The following is a 17,869-nucleotide window of genomic DNA, read 5'->3' as shown; positions in this document are numbered from 1 at the left end:
TGATTGTCTGGTCAGTCTAGATCAAAGAGAGGTGCACCATGTCGAACCCGTCCGCGGCGGCCGCCCCGCCCGTCGAGGGGGACCCGAAGCGCAAGGTCGCACTGATCGTGGTGCTCTTCGCCGCGTTCATGGACCTGCTCGACTCCACGATCGTCAACGTCGCCATCCCGTCGATCCAGACCGACCTCACCACCGGATACGCCACCGTGCAGTGGGTCGTCGCCGGCTACCTGCTCTCCTTCGCCGTCCTGCTGATCCTCGGCGGCCGGCTCGGTGACATGTACGGCCGCAAGAAGCTGTTCCTCACCGGCGTCGCGGGCTTCACCGTCGCCTCCGCGCTGTGCGGCTTCGCCGGCAGCCCGGGGACGCTGGTCGCCGCCCGGGTGCTCCAGGGCGCGATGGCCGCGCTCATGGTGCCGCAGGTGCTGTCCATCATCACCGCGGCCTTCCCGCCCAAGGAGCGCGGCGCGGCCCTCGGCGCCTTCGGCGGCGTGGCCGGCCTCGCCACCGTCGGCGGCCCGATCATCGGCGCCCTGCTCATCGACGCCGACCTGTTCGGCCAGGGCTGGCGCATGGTCTTCCTGATCAACCTGCCGGTCGGCATCCTGCTGTTCCTCGCGGCCTCCGCCGTCATCCGCGAGTCGCGCTCCTCCGAGTCGATCAAGCTGGACGTCGTGGGCACCCTGCTGCTCACCGCCGGTCTCCTGCTGCTGCTCGTCCCGCTCGTCCAGGGCCGTGAGCTCGGCTGGCCGCTGTGGTCCTTCGTCGCCATGATCGCCTCGGTGCCGGTGCTCGCGATCTTCTGGGCGTACCAGCGCCGCCTCGGTGACCAGGGCCGCCCGGGCCTGATCGTGCCCTCGATGTTCCGCAGCCGCTCCTTCACCGCCGGCATCGTCGCCAACACGGTGTTCTTCTCGGTCACCATCGGCCACTTCCTGATCTTCATCCTCTTCCTGCAGAACGGACTCGGCTTCTCCGCCCTGCGGGCCGGTCTCACCGGAGTGCCCTGGTCCTTCGGCGTCAGCTTCGGCGCGGCCTTCTCCGCCACCGTCCTGACCGCCAAGCTGGGCCGCAAGGTCATGGTCATCGGCGCGATCCTGCTCGCCGCCGGCCTCGCCGGGATCTCCCTCACCATCGAACTGCGCGGCGCCGAGCTCGGCTCCTGGTCGCTGCTCCCGACGCTCCTGGTCGGCGGCCTGGGCATGGGCATGATCATCGCCCCGATCCTGGACTTCATCCTGACCGACGTCCCGCCGGAGCACGCCGGCGCCGGATCCGGTGTCGTCAACGCCTTCCAGCAGGTCGGCGGCGCCCTCGGCATCGCGGTCATCGGCGCGATCTTCATCGGCTTCCTCGGTGGCGGCGCAGACACCGCCGCCAAGGACGCCGGCGGTCAGCTGCGCACCGCACTCGTCCAGACCCACGTCTCCCCGGACCAGCAGGCCAAGCTGACGGAGACCTTCCAGACCTGCTTCACCGAGCGCACCAAGTCCAAGGACCCGACCGTCGAGCCCGCCAGCTGCGCGCCGCTGACCCAGGTCACCGACCCGCAGGCCGGCGCCGCCATCGGCGCGGCGGCCAAGGACGCCCGCCGCGAGGTCTTCTCCACCGCCCTGCAGCACACCATCTACGCCCAGCTCGGCCTGACCGCCCTGGTCCTGCTCCTGGTGCTCCTCCTGCCCAAGCAGGCCAGGCACCACGACGAGGCCTGGGAGGAGACGGCGGAGCCGGGCTCCGAGCCCGCCGGACCCGGCGTCGCCGAGCCCCGTACCGCCTGAGCCGGGTCCGTACGACCAGCCGGGTCCGTACGACCAGCCGGGTCCGTACGACCTGAGCACCGCCCGTACCGCCCGTCACGCCTGAGCACCGCCCACCGACCGGACGGCCGTCACCCCGCGGCGGCCGTCCGGACGGAACGGCCCACCGGCCCCCACCGGCCTACCGGCCCGCTGTCCCGAAAGGGCCCGGACGGCCCACCGTCCCGCACCTGACCGATCGTCCCGAACGGAGAGGTACCCATGACCCCCGCTCCCACCGAGCAGACGACGCAGACGACGCCCGTCCTCATCGTCGGCGGCGCCGTGGTCGGCCTGTCGGCCGCGCTGTTCCTGGCCCGCCGCGGCATCCGCCCGCTGCTCGTCGAGCGCCACCCCGGCGCCCTCGGCCACCCGCGCGCCCGGATCATCAACCCGCGCACCGTCGAGGTCTTCCGGGCCACCGGCCTGGAGGAGGAGATCTTCGCGGCCCGCTCCCTCACCTCCGAACTCAGCGAGAAGCTGATGGTCCGCGCCGAGACCCTGGCAGGACCGGAGATGTTCTCCGCGCCCATGCAGGACGAGGCCCCCGAGCTCACCTCCGAGGTCACCCCCTGCACCTGGTGCTCCATCGACCAGGACAAGCTGGAGCTCATCGTCGCCCGCCGCGCCGCCGAACTCGGCGCGGAGCTGCGCTGGTCCACCGAGCTCGTCGGCTTCGAGCAGGACGAGGACGGCGTCACCGCGACCCTCCGCGACACCGCGACCGGCGCCGAGTCGACCGTACGGACGCAGTACCTGATCGGCGCCGACGGCGTCCGCAGCCGCGTCCGCGAGGCCGCCGGCATCGGCGTCGAGGGCCCCGGCACCCTCATCCACACCGTCAGCGTCGTCTTCAAGGCCGACCTCACCGAACCGCTGCGCGGCCGCGACCTCGGCCTCGGCTACTTCGACCAGCCCGACACCGGCACCCTGCTCATGCCGCTCGACGGCTCCCGCTGGGTCTTCTACACCCCCTTCCACCCCGAGCGCGGCGAGCGCCTGGAGGACTTCGACGAGGCCCGCTGCATCGAGGCGATCCGCGCCGCGGTCGGCGTGCCGGACCTCGCCGTCGACGGCCTTGAGGTGCAGGTCGAGAAGACCGGCGAGAAGATCCTCGGTTTCGACATCTCCGCCGGGCTCGCCGAGCGCTACCGCGAGGGCCGGGTCTTCCTGGCCGGCGACGCCGCCCACACCATGCCGCCCACCGGCGCCTTCGGCGCCGCGACCGGCATCCAGGACGCGGACAACCTGGCCTGGAAGCTCGCCGCCGTCCTGCACCGCACGGCCGGACCGGCCCTGCTCGACTCGTACGAGGCCGAGCGCCGCCCCGTCGCCCGCTTCACCATCGACTACGCGCTCGCCGAACTCCAGGAGCGCTCGCACGACCAGGACGACGACGGCCGGCCCAGCTACGCGGCCGCCATCCTCGGCCAGCTCTACCCGGCCGGGGCGCTGCTCCCGGAGCCGGGCGAGCCGGGCGAGGCGGGCGAGGCGGGCGAGGCCGGCGCCGGGCTGCCGCCCGCGCTCGACCCGCGCGTACTCGGCCGGCCCGGCACCCGCGCCCCGCACACCACCGTGCGCTGCCGCGGCAAGGAACTGTCCGCCCTCGACCTCTTCGGCGAGGCCCCGGTGCTGCTCACCGGCCCCGAGGGCACCGGCTGGGAGCACGCCGCGGGACCGGCCGCGCAGCGGCTCGGCATCGACCTCGACGTGTACCGGATCGGCGGCGAGTTCGTCGCCGACCCGACCGGCGACTGGGCCTCCCGTTACGGCGTGGACGCCGACGGCGCGGTGCTCGTCCGCCCCGACGGCTTCGTGGCCTGGCGCTCGGCCGGCGCCGCCGACGAGCCGCAGGCCCGGCTCGAAGAGGTCCTGACCCAGGTCCTCGACCGCGCCCCGGGCATCTGAGCAGCAAGGGAACCAGCACCAACAGCAAGCGATGCGTGAACCGCACGAACGGAAGGAACCACCGATGACCACTCAGGAGAAGACCTTCAGCAACGCGCTCGGCGCGGCCACCACCGGACTGCTCAAGTTCGTCGGCGGCGCGTCCGAACTGACCCTCGCCGCCGAGCCCAAGGACAGCGACCACCTCTACCAGGGCAGCTTCTCGGGGCTCGTGCCGGAGATCGACACCGCCGGCGGCGTCGTCACCGTCCGCTACCCGCGCCGCCTCCACCCGTTCTCCGTCCGCCGCCACAGCGGCAGCCTCACCCTCCACCCCACCGTGGCCTGGGCGATCGAGGTCGACGGCGGCACCGGGCGGCTGACCGCGGACCTCTCGGGCCTGGTGCTCACCCGGCTCGACCTCGGCAGCGGCGCCAGCCATGTCTCCGTCTCGCTGCCCCGGCCGCGCGGCACCGTGCGCATCCGGGTCGCCGGTGGCGTCAGCAACGTCAGCCTGCGCCGTCCCCAGGACGTCGCCGCCCGGATCGCCGTCCGGGGCGGGGTCTCCCAGCTGACCTTCGACGCCCAGCACCTGGGCGCCGCGGGCGGCGGGGCCACCTTCGCCGGACCGACGTACGACACGTCCGAGGACCGCTACGACATCGAGGTGCTCGGCGGCGCCAGCGCCCTGACCGTCGACCGGGCCTGACGAACCGTCGACCGGATCCGACGGACCGTCGGCCCGGTCTGGCGGACCTCTTCACCCCACCCGTCGAGGGACCTGCCCGGGGGCCGTGAGCGCCCCCGGGCACGCCCCGCTGATCGGAGCAAGGAATGTATCTGACGATCTCCATTTTCGATTTCATCATCTCTCTGGTGCTCTTCCCGGTCTGGCTGCTGGCCGCGCTCACCGTCCGGCGGCTCGCCACCCGCCCGGACACGCGGCGGCTGCGCCGCGGAGCCCGTATCGCCGTCCTGTTCACCCTGCTCGGCTTACTGCTCGCCGCCGGACGGCTGCTGACCTTCTCCCAGATGGCCGGCATCAATTGGGCCCTGGTCGGTGACCGGCGCGTCATCACCACCCTGCTGCTGCTCCTGCCCGGCGTCCTCGCGACCCTGGTACTGAGCCTTCCGAAGGTGTGGTCGGCGGCCCGCCGCAGCGGCCCCGAGGAGCCCACGGCCCTGGCCGCGCCGCGGATCACCGTGCCGCCGCAGCTCGCGGCCTTCGGCGCGGCGGGCGGCTTCTTCGAGAGGTTCCTGCCGCCGGACCGCTCCGCCGCGCTCAACCACACCGTCTACGGGCTGATCCTGGTCGCCGGCGCCTGCTGGCTGGCCTTCCGCGCCCGCCGCCGGGCGGACCTGCTCACCGGCCGTACGACCGCCCCGCGGCGCTCCCGCGGCCGGCGGGTCGCGGTACGGCTCGGCACGACGGTCGTGATCCTCGGCGTGCTCGGCACCCTGGTCACCCTCGAAGCCCAGCGCAGCCGCTTCCCCGACACCTTCTCCATGATGAAGGGCACGATGGACTACGGCGGCGGGACGACGTTCGCCGCCGACCACTCCGGCCACGACGGCCACGGCGGCCACGACGCCCAGGGGGCGCACGCCGGGCACGGCTCCGGCTCCGGCACCACCAACGCCCTCGGCACCACGGGCCATGCCGCCGGTCACGCCACCACCGGCGTCGCGGCCAAGACGGTCGGCGTGGACACGCTCAGGGGCCCGAAGACCGGCACACCGGACCGCCGGTTCACCCTCACCGCCCAGGAGGCCACGATCAAGCTGGCCTCCGGCCGTACGGTCGAGGCCTGGACGTTCAACGGGCAGATCCCCGGCCCCGAACTGCGCATGAAGCAGGGCGAGCTCGTCGAGATCACCCTGGTCAACCAGCTCAAGGACACCCCCGTCAGCACCCACTGGCACGGCCTCGACGTCCCCAACGGCGAGGACGGCGTGGCCGGCGTCACCCAGGACGCCGTGCAGCCCGGAGGCACGTACACCTACCGCTTCCGCGTGAAGGAGCGCGGCACCTTCTGGTACCACTCCCACCAGTCCTCCTCCGAGCAGGTGCAGCGCGGCCTGTTCGGCCCGATGGTCATCGACCCGGCCGAGCAGACCCGCCCGGCCGACCAGGACGTCACCGTCCAGGCCCACTCCTGGGACACCGCCCAGGGCCCCACGCTCGCCCTCGGCACCTCCGACACCCTGGACCGCCGCACCGCGCGCCCCGGACAGAAGATGCGCCTGCGGCTCGTCAACAGCGACGTCCAGACACGCACGTTCAGCCTGACCGGTGTCCCGTACAAGGTCACCGCGATCGACGGCATGGACATCAACGAGCCCGGTGAGCTGACCGGCCGCCGCCTGGTGGTCGCCGGCGCCGGCCGTCTCGACGTCGAGTTCACCATGCCGGGCACCCCGGTCCGGCTCGCCGCCGAGGACGCCCCGAAGGCGGGCATCGCCTTCTCCGCCGACGGCAAGGGCACCCTCGAACCGCGCTTCGACGGCGCGGAGTTCGACAAGACGGCGTACGGCAGGCCGGCCGCCCAGCCCTTCGGCGTGAACAGCACCTTCGACCGCACCTTCGACCTGACCCTCGACGAGTGGCTCGGCTTCTACAACGGCAGTTTCGCGCTCCGCCAGACCATCAACGGCAGGGTCTTCCCGGACGCCCCGATGCTCATGGTCAAGGAGGGCGAGACCATCCGCGTCCGCTTCCTCAACCGCGGCCAGGAGGACCACCCGATGCACCTGCACGGCCACCATGTGCTGGTGCTCAGCAAGAACGGCAAGCCGGTGACCGGCAGCCCGCTCTGGCAGGACACGGTCCTCGTCCGCCCGGGCGAGGCGTGGGAGGTCGCCTTCAAGGCCGACAACCCGGGGATCTGGATGGACCACTGCCACAACTTCACCCACGCCCAGCTCGGCATGGTCATGCACCTCGCGTACGAGAACGTCACCACCCCGTACACGGTCGGCGGCAAGAACGCCAACCGCCCCGACTAGCCCGTGGGGGAGGGGCCGGCCCAACAGGCCCAGCAGGCCCAGCAGGACGCGAGCGAGTTCCGAGGACGGCCCGCTTTCCTGCCGTCGAGAGGGAAACGGCTCCCGGACCGGCTCCCAGGGGGCCGGGGTGCGGCCCGGCCCCCCGGAGCCGTACGACCTGCGCCCCCCCGCGCGGCGGCCCGTCCCCTCGATCCGCGGCGCCCGGTCCCTCCCCCGGCCGGGCGCCGCGCACCTGCTCCCCTCCCCGTCCCGTACGCGGACCCCGTCCCGTACGCGGACCCCGTCCCGTACGGCCCGGCCCGAGCGATCCTCGAGCCGTCCCCGAACCGGCGCGGCCAGATTCTGCGGGCGCCCGTCCGAGACATCCGCGTCCGCAGGGAGGAACCCATGGCCGCCCCGATCAGACCGCCCGCCGCCGGCGAGCGGGCACAGGAGACCACCGCCGCTTCGGTAGCCGTGGGCGACACCGGCCGCCGCTCCGGCCGCCGCACCGGACCGGCCGGCAGGCCGCGCTGGTTCACCACCCTCTTCCTCACCGACGTCTGGGAGCGGTTCAGCTTCTACGGGATGACCGCGATCCTCGTCCTGTACGCGACGGAGGACACCGCGCGCGGCGGCCTCGGCCTCGCCGCGGGCGACGCCGGCATCCTGTTCGGTGCGTACATGGCGGCCGTCTTCCTGTCCTCCCTGCCGGGCGGCTGGATCGGCGACCGCGTCCTCGGCACCCAGCGCGCCGTCCTGTACGGCGGGGTCCTCATCGCCCTCGGCCATCTGACGATGGCGGTCCCCGTCACCGGCTCCGTCTACCCCGGACTGCTGCTCGTCGCCTGCGGCACCGGCCTGCTCAAGCCCAACATGGCCGGACTGCTCAGCGCGTTCTACGACCGCGAGGACCGCGCCGGGCGCGACGCGGGCTTCGCCGTCTTCTACATGAGCGTCCAGGTCAGCGCTCTGATCTCGCCCATCGTCGTGGGCCTGCTCGGCGAGGGCGTGAACTGGCACCTCGGCTTCGGCATCGCCGCCCTCGGCATGGGCGCGGGCCTGCTCCAGTACGCCCGCGGCATCCGGCACTTCGGCGAGACCGGCCGTGCGCCGGAGCGCGCCGCGACCCCCGCCGAACGCACCCGGGTGCTGCGCGTGGCGCTCACCGGCGTCGCCGTCGTCGTCCTCGCGTACGGCACCGATGCCGCCCTCGGCACCTTCCGGCTGCCCCACGTCATGATCCTGGTCGGCCTGCTCGCCGTGGCGTCCCCGGCGATCTGCTTCTGGCGGCTGCTGCGCAACCCGGCGCTCACGGCCGAGGAGCGGATCCGGGTCCGTACGTACATCGTGCTCTTCGTGGTCTCGGCGGTCTTCTGGGCGCTGTTCCTGCAGGCCGGCTCCGCCTTCTCGCTGTTCGCCAAGCACGCCACCGACCGTGAGGTCTTCGGCCGCACCCTGCCCGCCAGCTGGTTCCAGTCGGCGATCCCGTTCTTCGTGCTGGTCCTCGCGCCCGTGTTCGCGTGGCTGTGGACCCGCGCGGGCGACCGGCTGTCGACCGCCGCCAAGTACGCCGTCGGCATGGGCGCCGTGGCCGCCGCGTACCTGGTGATGGCCTCCGCCGCCGCCCTCGCCGCCGACGGCGGTCAGGTGTCACCGCTCTGGTTGCTGCTCGCCTTCCTGCTGCTCGCCGCCGGCGAGGTCTCCTTCGGCCCGGTCGGCATGAGCGCCTCCACCGCCATCGCCCCGGCGACCTTCGTGAGCCAGATGGTGGGCCTGTTCTGGCTCTCCGGCGCGCTCGGCGGCGGCATCGGCGCCAACGCCCTGAAGGCCTCCGGCGACCAGGTCCCCGGCCCCGGCTTCTTCCTCCCGCTCGCCGCCGCGGCCCTGGTGACGGGCACGATCCTGCTGCTGCTCCGGCGTCCGCTGACCCGCCGTCTGGGCGTCTGACCTGCGGCCCGGGCGCCTGACCTGCCCCCTGGGCGCCTGACCCGGCCGGTCCCGGCCCCCGGTCCGCGACGACGGACCGGGGGCCGCCCCCGCGCCCGGACCGGCGGGCGCGGGCGGTGCGCCGGGAGATCATCGAGACGGTTCGTGTCGGTGTTGGGCCGAACGGGTGAGTAACGGGAGGATGGGCGCATGAGTAGGTACGAGAGGTACGACGTCACCGACGAGCAGTGGGAGGGCCTGGCGCAGGTCGTGCCCCTGCGCGGCCGGGACGAATGGCCGTCCAGGGTCGACCACCGCACGATCCCCGAGCAGTACGGGTCCGCCGAACAGCGCCGCATGGTCGTCCTGCGGGTGCAGGTCTTCGCCGATGCCCGCGAGGTCGCCGAATACCTCATCGCCCAGATCCCCGTGCTGCTCGACCTGACCAGCGCGGACACCGAGGTCGCCAAGCGGATCCTCGACTTCAGCAGCGGTGTCGTCTTCGGTCTCGGCAGCGGCATGCACCGCGTCGACCGCAATGTGTTCCTGCTGGCCCCGGCCGGCACCGAGGTCGAGGGCGCCGCCGACGAGAACGCCGACGACGACGCTGTCGAGGGCGCGGTCCCCCGTTCGTAGGAAGGTCGTTCAGCCGTAACGGTTCGGCGTACGGGCGGCTGCGTACGGTCCGGACATGACCACCACCGGCGGCACCGCCCCCGACCGCGCGTACCACCCCCCACAGGGAACGGCGGCCCGTCCCGCGGGTGCCGCGCGCGGCAGGGCGCCGGTGCTGCCCGGGCTCGTCCCCGCGCAGGGACGGGCCCGGCGCCCGGCCGCCGCCATCCTCTCGGGGGCGGGGGCGAAGGCGGGCGCCGGCGCGGGGCTGCCGCCCGCCGGCCGGGCCGCCGTCACCGAACTGCGCCTCTCCGCCTTCGGCCCGCACCGCGGCACCGTCCTGCCGCTCGGCGCCGTCACCCTGCTGCGGGGCCCCAGCGGCAGCGGCAAGACCACGGCCCTGCGCGCCTACGAGGCCCTCGCGCTGCTCGCCTCCGGCGCCGGACTCGCCGAAGCCCTGCCCGCCGCCGCCGACCTGATCCCCGAACGCGCCCGCCCCGACGCCCAGGGGCGGCGCGGCCTGCGGATCGGCTGCACCGTCGACGGTCCGGCCGGACCCGTCGCCCTCGACCTCGCCGTCCAGGTCGAACCCGCCCTCCGGATCGCCGGCGAACGTCTCACCGGCCACGGACGCACCCTCCTCGCCACCGCGCTCCGCGACCCCGGCCGCGGCACCGTCCACGCCGAATGGCACACCGGGGGCAACGCACTTGTCACCCGCGCCCCGTTCCCCGACGACCTCCTCGGCACCGCCCTGCTCCCGCTGCGCGTCGCCGGCCGGACCCCGGGCCAGCGGCGCGTCCTCTCCGCCGCCGAACAGGTCGTCGTCGGACTCCGCTCCGTCTTCCCCTGCGACCCCCGGCCCGCGGCGATGCGCGAACCCGTGCCGGTCGGCGCCGGCCGGCTGCACGGCGACTGCCGCAACCTCGCCGAGGTCCTCCACCGCACGGCGACCGAATGCCCCCGCCGGCACGCCCGCCTCGCCGAGTTCGCCGCCGCGGGCTGCGCCGGGCCGGTCACGGCTCTCGGGTTACGGGAGACGGCGCACGGCACCCTGGTCCACGCCGTCCTGGAGCGCGCCGCCCGCGGCCCCGCCCCCGCTACCCCGCTCGGCCGCCTCGGCGACGGCGAACTGCGCTACCTCGCCCTCGGGCTCGTGTTGCTCACCGGGCCGGCCGTGCTCACGGTCGACCCGGTCGACGAGGTCCCGCAGGCTCTGCAGGCCCTCACCGTCCTCGCCGACGGCCTCGACCGCGCCCTCGACACCCGGCAGACGCGCGCCCTGCTCGCCCTGGCCGGGGAGATCTGCGGCACGGGCCATATGCGGCTCGTGGCGACGGCGGGCGAGAGTGCGGGGGGCGGGTGGATCCCGGAGGGCGCTGGGGAGAGCACGGCGGAGCACGTCCCGGAGGGGGCGGGCGTGACGGTGGTAGACCTGGGACGTGACCGAACATGATCTCCCCGGACTCCAGCGCCGCCTCGCGGACTTCGCCGCCGCCCGCGACTGGCAGCCGTACCACACACCGAAGAACCTGGCCGCGGCGCTCAGCGTCGAGGCCGCCGAACTCCTGGAGATCTTCCAGTGGTTGACCCCCGAGGAGGCCGGCCGGGTGATGGCGGACCCGGACACCGCGCACCGGGTGCGCGACGAGGTCGCCGATGTCCTCGCCTATCTGCTGCAGTTCTGCGAGGTGTTGGGAATCGACCCGCTGACGGCTCTTTCGGCCAAGATCGACCGGAACGAACTCCGCTTCCCGGCGCGGCGGGGCCCGGCCGAGGAGGACGATCGTCACTCTTCGGAGTGATCGAGTTTTCCCCAACGCGATTCCTGTCCACAGATTTCCGAATTCCCCTGGTGTTTGGACTCAGGCCGCCTCACGCTGGGTAATGGAATGAATGAGCGGTAAGTCAGGGGAACGGGGGCGTCGTTGATGGAAGCGGAGCGATTGATCGCGACAGGGCGGCACGCGCTGGCGGAGAGCCGGGTGGCGCTGGACATCGTGGCGGAGGCCTGGCAGGCGCAGGCCCTCGCCCAGGCGATGGGGAGCCGTCTCGCGCTCTCCGGTCCGATGGAGCTGCGGGGCGAGGCGCGGGGCCTGAGCGAGATAGGCGGTGCGCGTGGGGCGGCGGGCGTGCCACGAGCCGCCCAGCTCACCGCCATCGGGGACGCCCGCGTGGCCCTGACCGCGCTCGGCGCGCTCCTCGGCGAGGTCGGCATCGCCCTGGTCGGCGTCGCCTGCGCCACCGACGAGGAGGGACTCTACTGGCAGTGCATCGAGGCCATCGACGCCGCCGACGAGGCCGGCGACCGGGTCCGCGCCATGCTCCGCCGCCTCGCCGTCCGCGAGCGCGAACGCGAACGGGACCGCCCGCCCGACCCCGCCCGCGGCCGCGCGGGCCCGGGGTCCGGCTAGGGCCTGTCCAGCCCCGATCCGCCGGACAGGCCCTGGGGAGGAATGAGGGAGCGGGGAGCAGGGGTACGGTGCAGGTGGGGGCCGATGTCGCAGGGGAGTGCCGATGAATTCCGACCGCACGCTCTCCGCCGCACTCGCCGACGAGGTGCTCGTGCTCGACGGCGGTCTCTCCAACCAGTTGGAAGCTCAGGGCTGCGATCTGTCCGACGCGCTGTGGTCCGCGCGGCTGCTCGCCGACGCGCCGGAGCAGATCGAGGCGGCGCACGCCGCGTATGCGCGGGCCGGGGCGCAGGTGCTGATCACCGCCAGCTATCAGGCCACCTTCGAGGGCTTCGCCCGGCGCGGGATCGGGCGGGCGGAGGCGGCGCGGCTCCTTGAACGCAGTGTGGAGCTGGCCCGGGCGGCGGGGGAGAAGACCGCGCGGGGGGTCTGGGTGGCGGCGTCCGTCGGGCCGTACGGGGCGATGCTCGCCGACGGCAGCGAGTACCGGGGGCGGTACGGGCTCTCGGTCGCCGAGCTCGACCGTTTCCACCGGCCCCGGATCGAGGTCCTCGCAGGGGCCGGGGTCGATGTCCTCGCCCTGGAGACGGTGCCGGACGCCGACGAGGCCGAGGCGCTGCTGCGGGCCGCCGGCCGGTGCGGGGTGCCGGTGTGGCTCTCGTACACGGTGAGCGGTGTCCGCACCCGGGCCGGGCAGCGCCTGGAGACCGCCTTCGAGGTGGCCGCCGGCGTGGACGAGGTGATCGCGGTCGGTGTGAACTGCTGCGACCCCGACGACGCCGGGCCCGCCGTGGAGATCGCCGCCGCCGTCACCGGCAAGCCCGTCGTCGTCTACCCCAACAGCGGCGAGCGCTGGGACGCCGGCACCCGCCGTTGGCACGGCGGCGCCACCTTCGCCCCCGCCACCACCGCCGGCTGGCGCGCCGCCGGCGCCCGTCTCATCGGCGGCTGCTGCCGGGTCGGCCCCGCCTCGATCAGCGCCCTGGCCTCCACGGTCGCCGCAGGCGGCGCCACCGGCGACCGGACATGAAATACGTTGTGACGGGGTGGCACGAAAGGTCATCCTTGAGCGCATGTTCCTGACGATCAGCACCACCGGCACCGCCGAGAAACCCGCCACTGACCTGGGCTTTCTGCTGCACAAGCATCCCGGCAGGGCGCAGTCCTTCTCGACCTCGCACGGCACCGCGCACGTCCTCTATCCCGAGGCCGGCGAGGAGCGGTGCACGGCCGCGCTGCTGCTCGACGTGGACCCCGTGGCGCTGGTGCGCCGCGGCAAGGGAAAGGGCCGCGGCGGCGCCCCGGACGCCGCGCTCGCGCAGTACGTCAACGACCGCCCGTACGCCGCCTCCTCCCTCCTCGCCGTCGCGCTCGCCAAGGTGTTCAAGAGCGCCCTGAACGGCAGCTGCGCCGCACTGCCGGAGCGGGCCGCCGAGCCGCTGCCGCTGCGGATCGAGGTGCCGGCGCTGCCCGCCAGGGGCGGCGCGGAGCTGGTGACCCGGCTGTTCGGGCCACTCGGCTGGACCGCCGTGACCGCCGAACCGGTCGCGCTGGACCCGGAGTTCCCCGCCTGGGGCGAGTCCCGTTACGTACGGCTCGTCCTGGAGGGCGAGCTGCGGCTCGCCGACGCCCTTAACCAGCTGTACGTGCTCCTCCCGGTGCTCGACGACGCCAAGCACTACTGGGTCGCGCCCGACGAGGTCGACAAACTGCTGCGCGCCGGGGACGGCTGGCTCGCCGACCACCCCGACCGCACCCTGATCACCAGCCGCTACCTGTCCCGCCGTTGGGGCCTGACCCGGGAGGCGACCGAACGCCTGGAGCTGGTCCGGCTCGCCGAGGCGGACGGCCTGGACGTCGAGGACGTCGACAACGCCGTCGACGAGACCACCGACACCGCCGAGAAGCCCGTGCCGCTCGCCGAACAGCGGCGCACGGCGATCCTCGCCGCCCTGCGCGCCGCCGACGCCGCCCGTGTGCTCGACCTCGGCTGCGGCCAGGGCCAGCTGGTGCAGGCGCTGCTCAAGGACGTGCGGTTCACCGAGATCGTCGGTGTCGACGTCTCCGCGCGCGCCCTGTCCATCGCGGCGCGCCGGCTGCGCCTGGAGCGGATGGGCGAGCGGCAGGCCGCCCGCGTGAAGCTGCTCCAGGGCTCCCTCGCGTACACCGACAAGCGGCTGACCGGCTACGACGCCGCCGTGCTCAGCGAGGTGATCGAGCACCTCGACCTGCCGCGGCTGCCCGCCCTCGAATACGCGGTGTTCGGCTCGGCCCGGCCCCGCACGGTGGTCGTGACCACCCCGAACGTCGAGTACAACGTGCGCTGGGAGTCGCTGCCCGCCGGGCACGTCCGGCACAGCGACCACCGCTTCGAGTGGAACCGCGCGGAGTTCCGGGAGTGGGCGGCGGCCGTGGGGGAGCGGTACGGCTACACGTGCGCGTTCGCGCCTGTAGGACCCGACGACCCGGAGGTCGGCCCGCCCACGCAGCTGGCCGTCTTCACCCGTACCGACAACGCCCACGACACCGACGACAACGCCGATGTGACCGAGCAGAGCCCGAAGGAGGACGCGGCATGACCGACGACGACACCACCACCCCGAAGACCGGGCGGCGAGTCCTGCCCGTCACCGATCTCTCCCTCGTGGTCCTGATCGGCGCGACCGGGTCCGGCAAGTCGACCTTCGCGCGGCGGCACTTCAAGCCGACCGAGATCGTGTCCTCCGATTTCTGCCGCGGGCTCGTCGCCGACGACGAGAACGACCAGAGCGCCAGCAAGGACGCCTTCGACGTCCTCCACTACATCGCCGGGAAGCGGCTCGCCGCCGGGCGGCTCACCGTGGTCGACGCCACCAGCGTGCAGCGCGAGGCGCGCCGCCAGCTCGTACAGCTCGCCCGCGAGCACGACGTGCTGCCGATCGCCGTCGTGCTCGACCTGCCGGAGGACGTGTGCGCCGCGCGCAACGCGGCCCGCCCCGACCGGGCGGACCTGCCCCGGCACGTCATCCAGCGCCACCGCCGCGAGCTGCGCCGCTCGCTGAAGGGCCTGGAGCGCGAGGGCTTCCGCAAGGTGCACGTGCTGCGCAGCGAGGCGGAGGTGGAGACGGCCGAGGTCGTCCTGGAGAAGCGGTTCAACGATCTGCGGCACCTCACCGGTCCCTTCGACATCATCGGTGACATCCACGGCTGCCGTTCCGAGCTGGAGACCCTGCTCGCGAAGCTGGGGTACGTGGACGGGCACCACCCGGAGGGCCGGACCGCCGTGTTCGTCGGTGATCTGGTCGACCGTGGCCCGGACAGCCCGGGTGTGCTGCGCCGCGTGATGGGCATGGTGGCGGCCGGGGACGCGCTGTGCGTGCCCGGAAACCACGAGAACAAGCTGGGCCGCTGGCTGCGTGGCCGCAAGGTGCAGCAGACCCACGGACTCGCCGAGACGATCGAGCAGCTGGAGCGCGAGCCGGAGGAGTTCAAGGCCGAGGTCGCGGCCTTCGTCGACGGGCTGGTCAGCCACTACGTCCTCGACGGGGGCCGGCTGGTGGTCTGCCACGCCGGTCTGCCGGAGAAGTACCACGGCCGGACCTCGGGGCGGGTGCGCTCGCACGCGCTGTACGGGGACACCACCGGCGAGACCGACGAGTTCGGCCTTCCGGTGCGCTACCCGTGGGCGGAGGACTACCGGGGCCGGGCGGCGGTGGTGTACGGCCACACTCCGGTGCCGAACACCTCATGGATCAACAACACCATCTGCCTCGACACCGGTGCTGTCTTCGGCGGGAAGATGACCGCCCTGCGCTGGCCGGAGCGCGAGCTCGTCGACGTACCGGCGGAGCGGGTCTGGTACGAGCCGGCCAAGCCGCTCACCTCCGAGGTGCCCGGCGGACACCAGGGGCGGCCGCTCGACCTGGCCGATGTGCACGGACGCCGGATCGTGGAGACGAAGCTGATGGGCAACGTCGCCGTACGGGAGGAGAACGCGGCCGCGGCCCTTGAGGTCATGAGCCGGTTCGCGGTCGACCCGCGGCTGCTCGCCTACCTTCCGCCGACCATGGCGCCGACGGCGACTTCCCGGGTCGAGGCCCGCGGCGGAGCCGCTGATGAGCACTTCCTGGAGCACCCGGCGGAGGCGTTCGCGCAGTACGCGGCCGACGGGGTCGAGCGGGTCGTGTGCGAGGAGAAGCACATGGGTTCGCGGGCCGTCGCCCTCGTCTGCAAGGACGCGGCCGTGGCGGCGGAACGATTCGGCGTCGGCGATGGCGTGACCGGCACCGTGCACACCCGTACCGGGCGCCCGTTCTTCGACGATCAGGGGACCACCGAGGAGGTCCTCGGCCGGCTGCGCGCCGCGATCGGCGCCGCCGGGCTCTGGGAGGAACTGGACACTGACTGGCTGCTGCTCGACGGCGAGCTGATGCCGTGGTCGCTGAAGTCGGCCGGTCTGCTGCGCTCGCAGTACGCGGCGGTCGGCGCGGCCTCCCGGGCGGTCTTCCCCGGCGCGCTGGGGGCGCTCGAACAGGCGGCCGCACGCGGGGTGCCCGGGGCCGACGCGCTGCTCGGCCGGCAGCGGGAGCGGGCGGCGGACGCGGCGGCGTTCACGGACGCGTACCGGCGCTACTGCTGGCCCACCGAGGGCCTGGAGGGCGTGCGGTTCGCGCCCTTCCAGGTGCTGGCGGCACGTGGGCGCTCGCTGGCCGCCGTACCGCACGACGAGCAGCTCGGGTGGCTCGACCGGCTGGTCGAGCACGACCCGACCGGACTGCTCCAGGTCACCCGGCGGCTCGTGGTCGACCCGGCCGACGAGGCCTCGGTACGCGCCGGTGTCGACTGGTGGCTGGACCTGACCGCGGCCGGCGGCGAGGGCATGGTCGTCAAGCCGCTCACGGCCGTGGCCACCGGGAAGGACGGACGACCGGTGCAGCCGGGCGTCAAGGTCCGCGGCCGGGAGTACCTGCGGATCATCTACGGCCCGGAGTACACCCGTCCGGACAACCTGGAGCGGCTGCGCAACCGGTTCCTCGGCCACAAGCGCTCGCTCGCCCTGCGCGAGTACGCGCTCGGCCTGGAGGCGCTCGACCGGCTCGCGGCCGGGGAGCCGCTGTGGCGGGTCCACGAGGCCGTGTTCGCGGTCCTCGCCCTGGAGTCGGAGCCGGTCGACCCGCGGCTGTGACCCGGCCGGCGGCCGTGGTGGCTGCCGGCGTAGTGACCGGCCCGTGGAACCCGATCGTCCCGGTCGGGTTCCCGGCCGTTCACAGCAGGGACACAGGGGGCGCAAGGGGGCGGAAGACAGCGCTCCCTTGCGCCCCCTCTGATCGCCCCCGGCCGCGTTGACGCGATTCTTCGGGTGGCCCTAGCGTTCTTCACCCCACGGAGTGACGCAGTGTCAATTCTGTGACTGTGGTTGCTCGTTGATGTGGGAACAAGCACGCGAATGCGCGAAGTCGTGCGGGGGTGTGAGCGACCGTTGAGTCTTTTCGGCCAGGACCGGGCCTTCCTCCACGCCCTCCCCGCGACCGACCGCCGTGCACTGCTCGCCGAGGGCGCCCCGCGCACGTACCTGCCCGGTGACGTCATGATCCGGGAGCGGGACACCACCGCGTACGTCCTCGCCCTGCTCTCCGGCTGGTCCGTCGTCTCGGTCGGCACCGAGCGCGGCGCCCGGCTCATCCTGGCGCTGCGCGGGGCCGGCGAGGTGGTCGGCGACCTCGCCGCCGTCGACCGCCGGCCGCGCAGCGCCACCGTCACCGCGCTCGGCCGGGTCGAGGCCGTCGCCGTCTCCGGCGACCGGTTCCGGCGCTTCCTCGCCGCCCGGCCGCACGCCACCTCGCTGATCATGCGCCAACTGGCCACCCGCCTGCGCAGCGCCGACGTCGAACGGCGCTCGCTGGCCTCCGAAACCGTCCTCCAGCGGCTCGCCGCCCGGCTCGTCGAACTCGCCGAACGGGCCGGCCGGCGCGCCGAGTCCGGCACCGTACTCGAACTGCCGCTGCCCCAGCACGATCTGGCGGCGGCCATCGGGGCGACCCGCGAAGCCGTGGCCAAGGCGCTGCGGCTGCTGCGCGAACAAGGGGTCGTCCGTACCGCCCAACGCACCGTGATCGTCGTCGACATGCCCCTGCTCGTCCTGCTCGCGCAGGGGCGCGCACACCCCGGCGCGCATTCGTCCGACTAACCACCCCGGGCTGTGTAAACCGCTACATCGCCGGCGCGCCGAAGCCGCCAGGCTGGACACGTGACCACATCCAGCGC

The 17,869-nt window shown here is 73.6% G+C and carries 13 protein-coding genes; all 13 read left to right on the top strand.

All coding sequences use genetic code 11. The features are described from left to right. Positions 1 to 38: 38 nt before the first annotated feature. The 13 genes from AB0C73_RS12740 to AB0C73_RS12680 all read left to right on the top strand — a co-directional run bounded on the left by AB0C73_RS12740 (position 39) and on the right by AB0C73_RS12680 (position 17,792). Complete coding sequence (locus AB0C73_RS12740) at positions 39 to 1,778, top strand: MFS transporter (protein WP_362528199.1); 1,740 nt, start codon at positions 39 to 41, stop codon at positions 1,776 to 1,778. Positions 1,779 to 2,018: 240 nt separating this feature from the next. Continuing rightward, positions 2,019 to 3,704 (top strand): FAD-dependent monooxygenase, encoded by a 1,686-nt coding sequence (locus tag AB0C73_RS12735; protein WP_362528197.1) that lies wholly within the window; start codon positions 2,019 to 2,021, stop codon positions 3,702 to 3,704. Positions 3,705 to 3,768: 64 nt separating this feature from the next. Next, on the top strand, positions 3,769 to 4,392 hold the full coding sequence (locus tag AB0C73_RS12730; RefSeq protein ID WP_362528195.1) for a hypothetical protein: 624 nt from the start codon (positions 3,769 to 3,771) through the stop codon (positions 4,390 to 4,392). 125 nt (positions 4,393 to 4,517) lie between these two features. Next, on the top strand, positions 4,518 to 6,689 hold the full coding sequence (locus AB0C73_RS12725; RefSeq protein WP_362528192.1) for a multicopper oxidase family protein: 2,172 nt from the start codon (positions 4,518 to 4,520) through the stop codon (positions 6,687 to 6,689). 387 nt (positions 6,690 to 7,076) lie between these two features. Next, positions 7,077 to 8,618: a peptide MFS transporter gene (locus AB0C73_RS12720; RefSeq protein ID WP_362528190.1), complete on the top strand. Its 1,542-nt coding sequence runs from the start codon at positions 7,077 to 7,079 to the stop codon at positions 8,616 to 8,618. A gap of 189 nt (positions 8,619 to 8,807) precedes the next feature. Beyond that, positions 8,808 to 9,233, top strand: a complete 426-nt coding sequence (locus tag AB0C73_RS12715) for a cell division protein SepF (RefSeq protein ID WP_362528188.1) — start codon at positions 8,808 to 8,810, stop codon at positions 9,231 to 9,233. Between the two features lie 55 nt (positions 9,234 to 9,288). Continuing rightward, entirely contained in the window at positions 9,289 to 10,668 is a 1,380-nt protein-coding gene (locus AB0C73_RS12710; protein ID WP_362528186.1) for an ATP-binding protein, read from the top strand. After that, positions 10,655 to 11,017, top strand: coding sequence for a nucleotide pyrophosphohydrolase (locus tag AB0C73_RS12705; protein WP_362528185.1), 363 nt, complete (start codon positions 10,655 to 10,657; stop codon positions 11,015 to 11,017). The genes AB0C73_RS12710 and AB0C73_RS12705 overlap by 14 nt, the downstream gene beginning before the upstream one ends. A 126-nt stretch (positions 11,018 to 11,143) precedes the next feature. Beyond that, positions 11,144 to 11,626, top strand: coding sequence for a DUF6099 family protein (locus AB0C73_RS12700; protein ID WP_362528183.1), 483 nt, complete (start codon positions 11,144 to 11,146; stop codon positions 11,624 to 11,626). Positions 11,627 to 11,729: 103 nt separating this feature from the next. Further along, on the top strand, positions 11,730 to 12,656 hold the full coding sequence (gene mmuM, locus AB0C73_RS12695; RefSeq protein ID WP_362528181.1) for a homocysteine S-methyltransferase: 927 nt from the start codon (positions 11,730 to 11,732) through the stop codon (positions 12,654 to 12,656). Between the two features lie 43 nt (positions 12,657 to 12,699). Continuing rightward, the gene (locus AB0C73_RS12690) at positions 12,700 to 14,205 is read left to right on the top strand and encodes a 3' terminal RNA ribose 2'-O-methyltransferase Hen1 (protein WP_362528179.1); all 1,506 of its coding nucleotides are present in this window, start codon (positions 12,700 to 12,702) and stop codon (positions 14,203 to 14,205) included. Then, a complete protein-coding gene (locus AB0C73_RS12685; RefSeq protein WP_362528177.1) occupies positions 14,202 to 16,790 on the top strand; it encodes a polynucleotide kinase-phosphatase in 2,589 nt (862 codons plus the stop codon). The genes AB0C73_RS12690 and AB0C73_RS12685 overlap by 4 nt, the downstream gene beginning before the upstream one ends. Before the next feature lie 294 nt (positions 16,791 to 17,084). Next, positions 17,085 to 17,792, top strand: a complete 708-nt coding sequence (locus AB0C73_RS12680) for a Crp/Fnr family transcriptional regulator (RefSeq protein ID WP_362528175.1) — start codon at positions 17,085 to 17,087, stop codon at positions 17,790 to 17,792. Positions 17,793 to 17,869 lie beyond the last annotated feature (77 nt).

Origin of the sequence: Streptomyces sp. NPDC048623, assembly GCF_040650755.1 — a bacterium.
GTDB lineage: Bacteria > Actinomycetota > Actinomycetes > Streptomycetales > Streptomycetaceae > Streptomyces.
This window is presented reverse-complemented; position numbering and strand designations above follow the sequence as displayed.

What these genes read in the sequence shown, in the direction of transcription:
- AB0C73_RS12715 (WP_362528188.1), top strand. Translation starts at nt 8,808, where the DNA reads ATGAGTAGGTACGAGAGGTACGACGTCACCGACGAGCAGTGGGAGGGC.
- AB0C73_RS12720 (WP_362528190.1), top strand. Translation starts at nt 7,077, where the DNA reads ATGGCCGCCCCGATCAGACCGCCCGCCGCCGGCGAGCGGGCACAGGAG.
- AB0C73_RS12700 (WP_362528183.1), top strand. Translation starts at nt 11,144, where the DNA reads ATGGAAGCGGAGCGATTGATCGCGACAGGGCGGCACGCGCTGGCGGAG.
- AB0C73_RS12735 (WP_362528197.1), top strand. Translation starts at nt 2,019, where the DNA reads ATGACCCCCGCTCCCACCGAGCAGACGACGCAGACGACGCCCGTCCTC.
- AB0C73_RS12685 (WP_362528177.1), top strand. Translation starts at nt 14,202, where the DNA reads ATGACCGACGACGACACCACCACCCCGAAGACCGGGCGGCGAGTCCTG.
- AB0C73_RS12730 (WP_362528195.1), top strand. Translation starts at nt 3,769, where the DNA reads ATGACCACTCAGGAGAAGACCTTCAGCAACGCGCTCGGCGCGGCCACC.
- AB0C73_RS12690 (WP_362528179.1), top strand. Translation starts at nt 12,700, where the DNA reads ATGTTCCTGACGATCAGCACCACCGGCACCGCCGAGAAACCCGCCACT.
- AB0C73_RS12740 (WP_362528199.1), top strand. Translation starts at nt 39, where the DNA reads ATGTCGAACCCGTCCGCGGCGGCCGCCCCGCCCGTCGAGGGGGACCCG.
- AB0C73_RS12710 (WP_362528186.1), top strand. Translation starts at nt 9,289, where the DNA reads ATGACCACCACCGGCGGCACCGCCCCCGACCGCGCGTACCACCCCCCA.
- AB0C73_RS12725 (WP_362528192.1), top strand. Translation starts at nt 4,518, where the DNA reads ATGTATCTGACGATCTCCATTTTCGATTTCATCATCTCTCTGGTGCTC.
- mmuM (WP_362528181.1), top strand. Translation starts at nt 11,730, where the DNA reads ATGAATTCCGACCGCACGCTCTCCGCCGCACTCGCCGACGAGGTGCTC.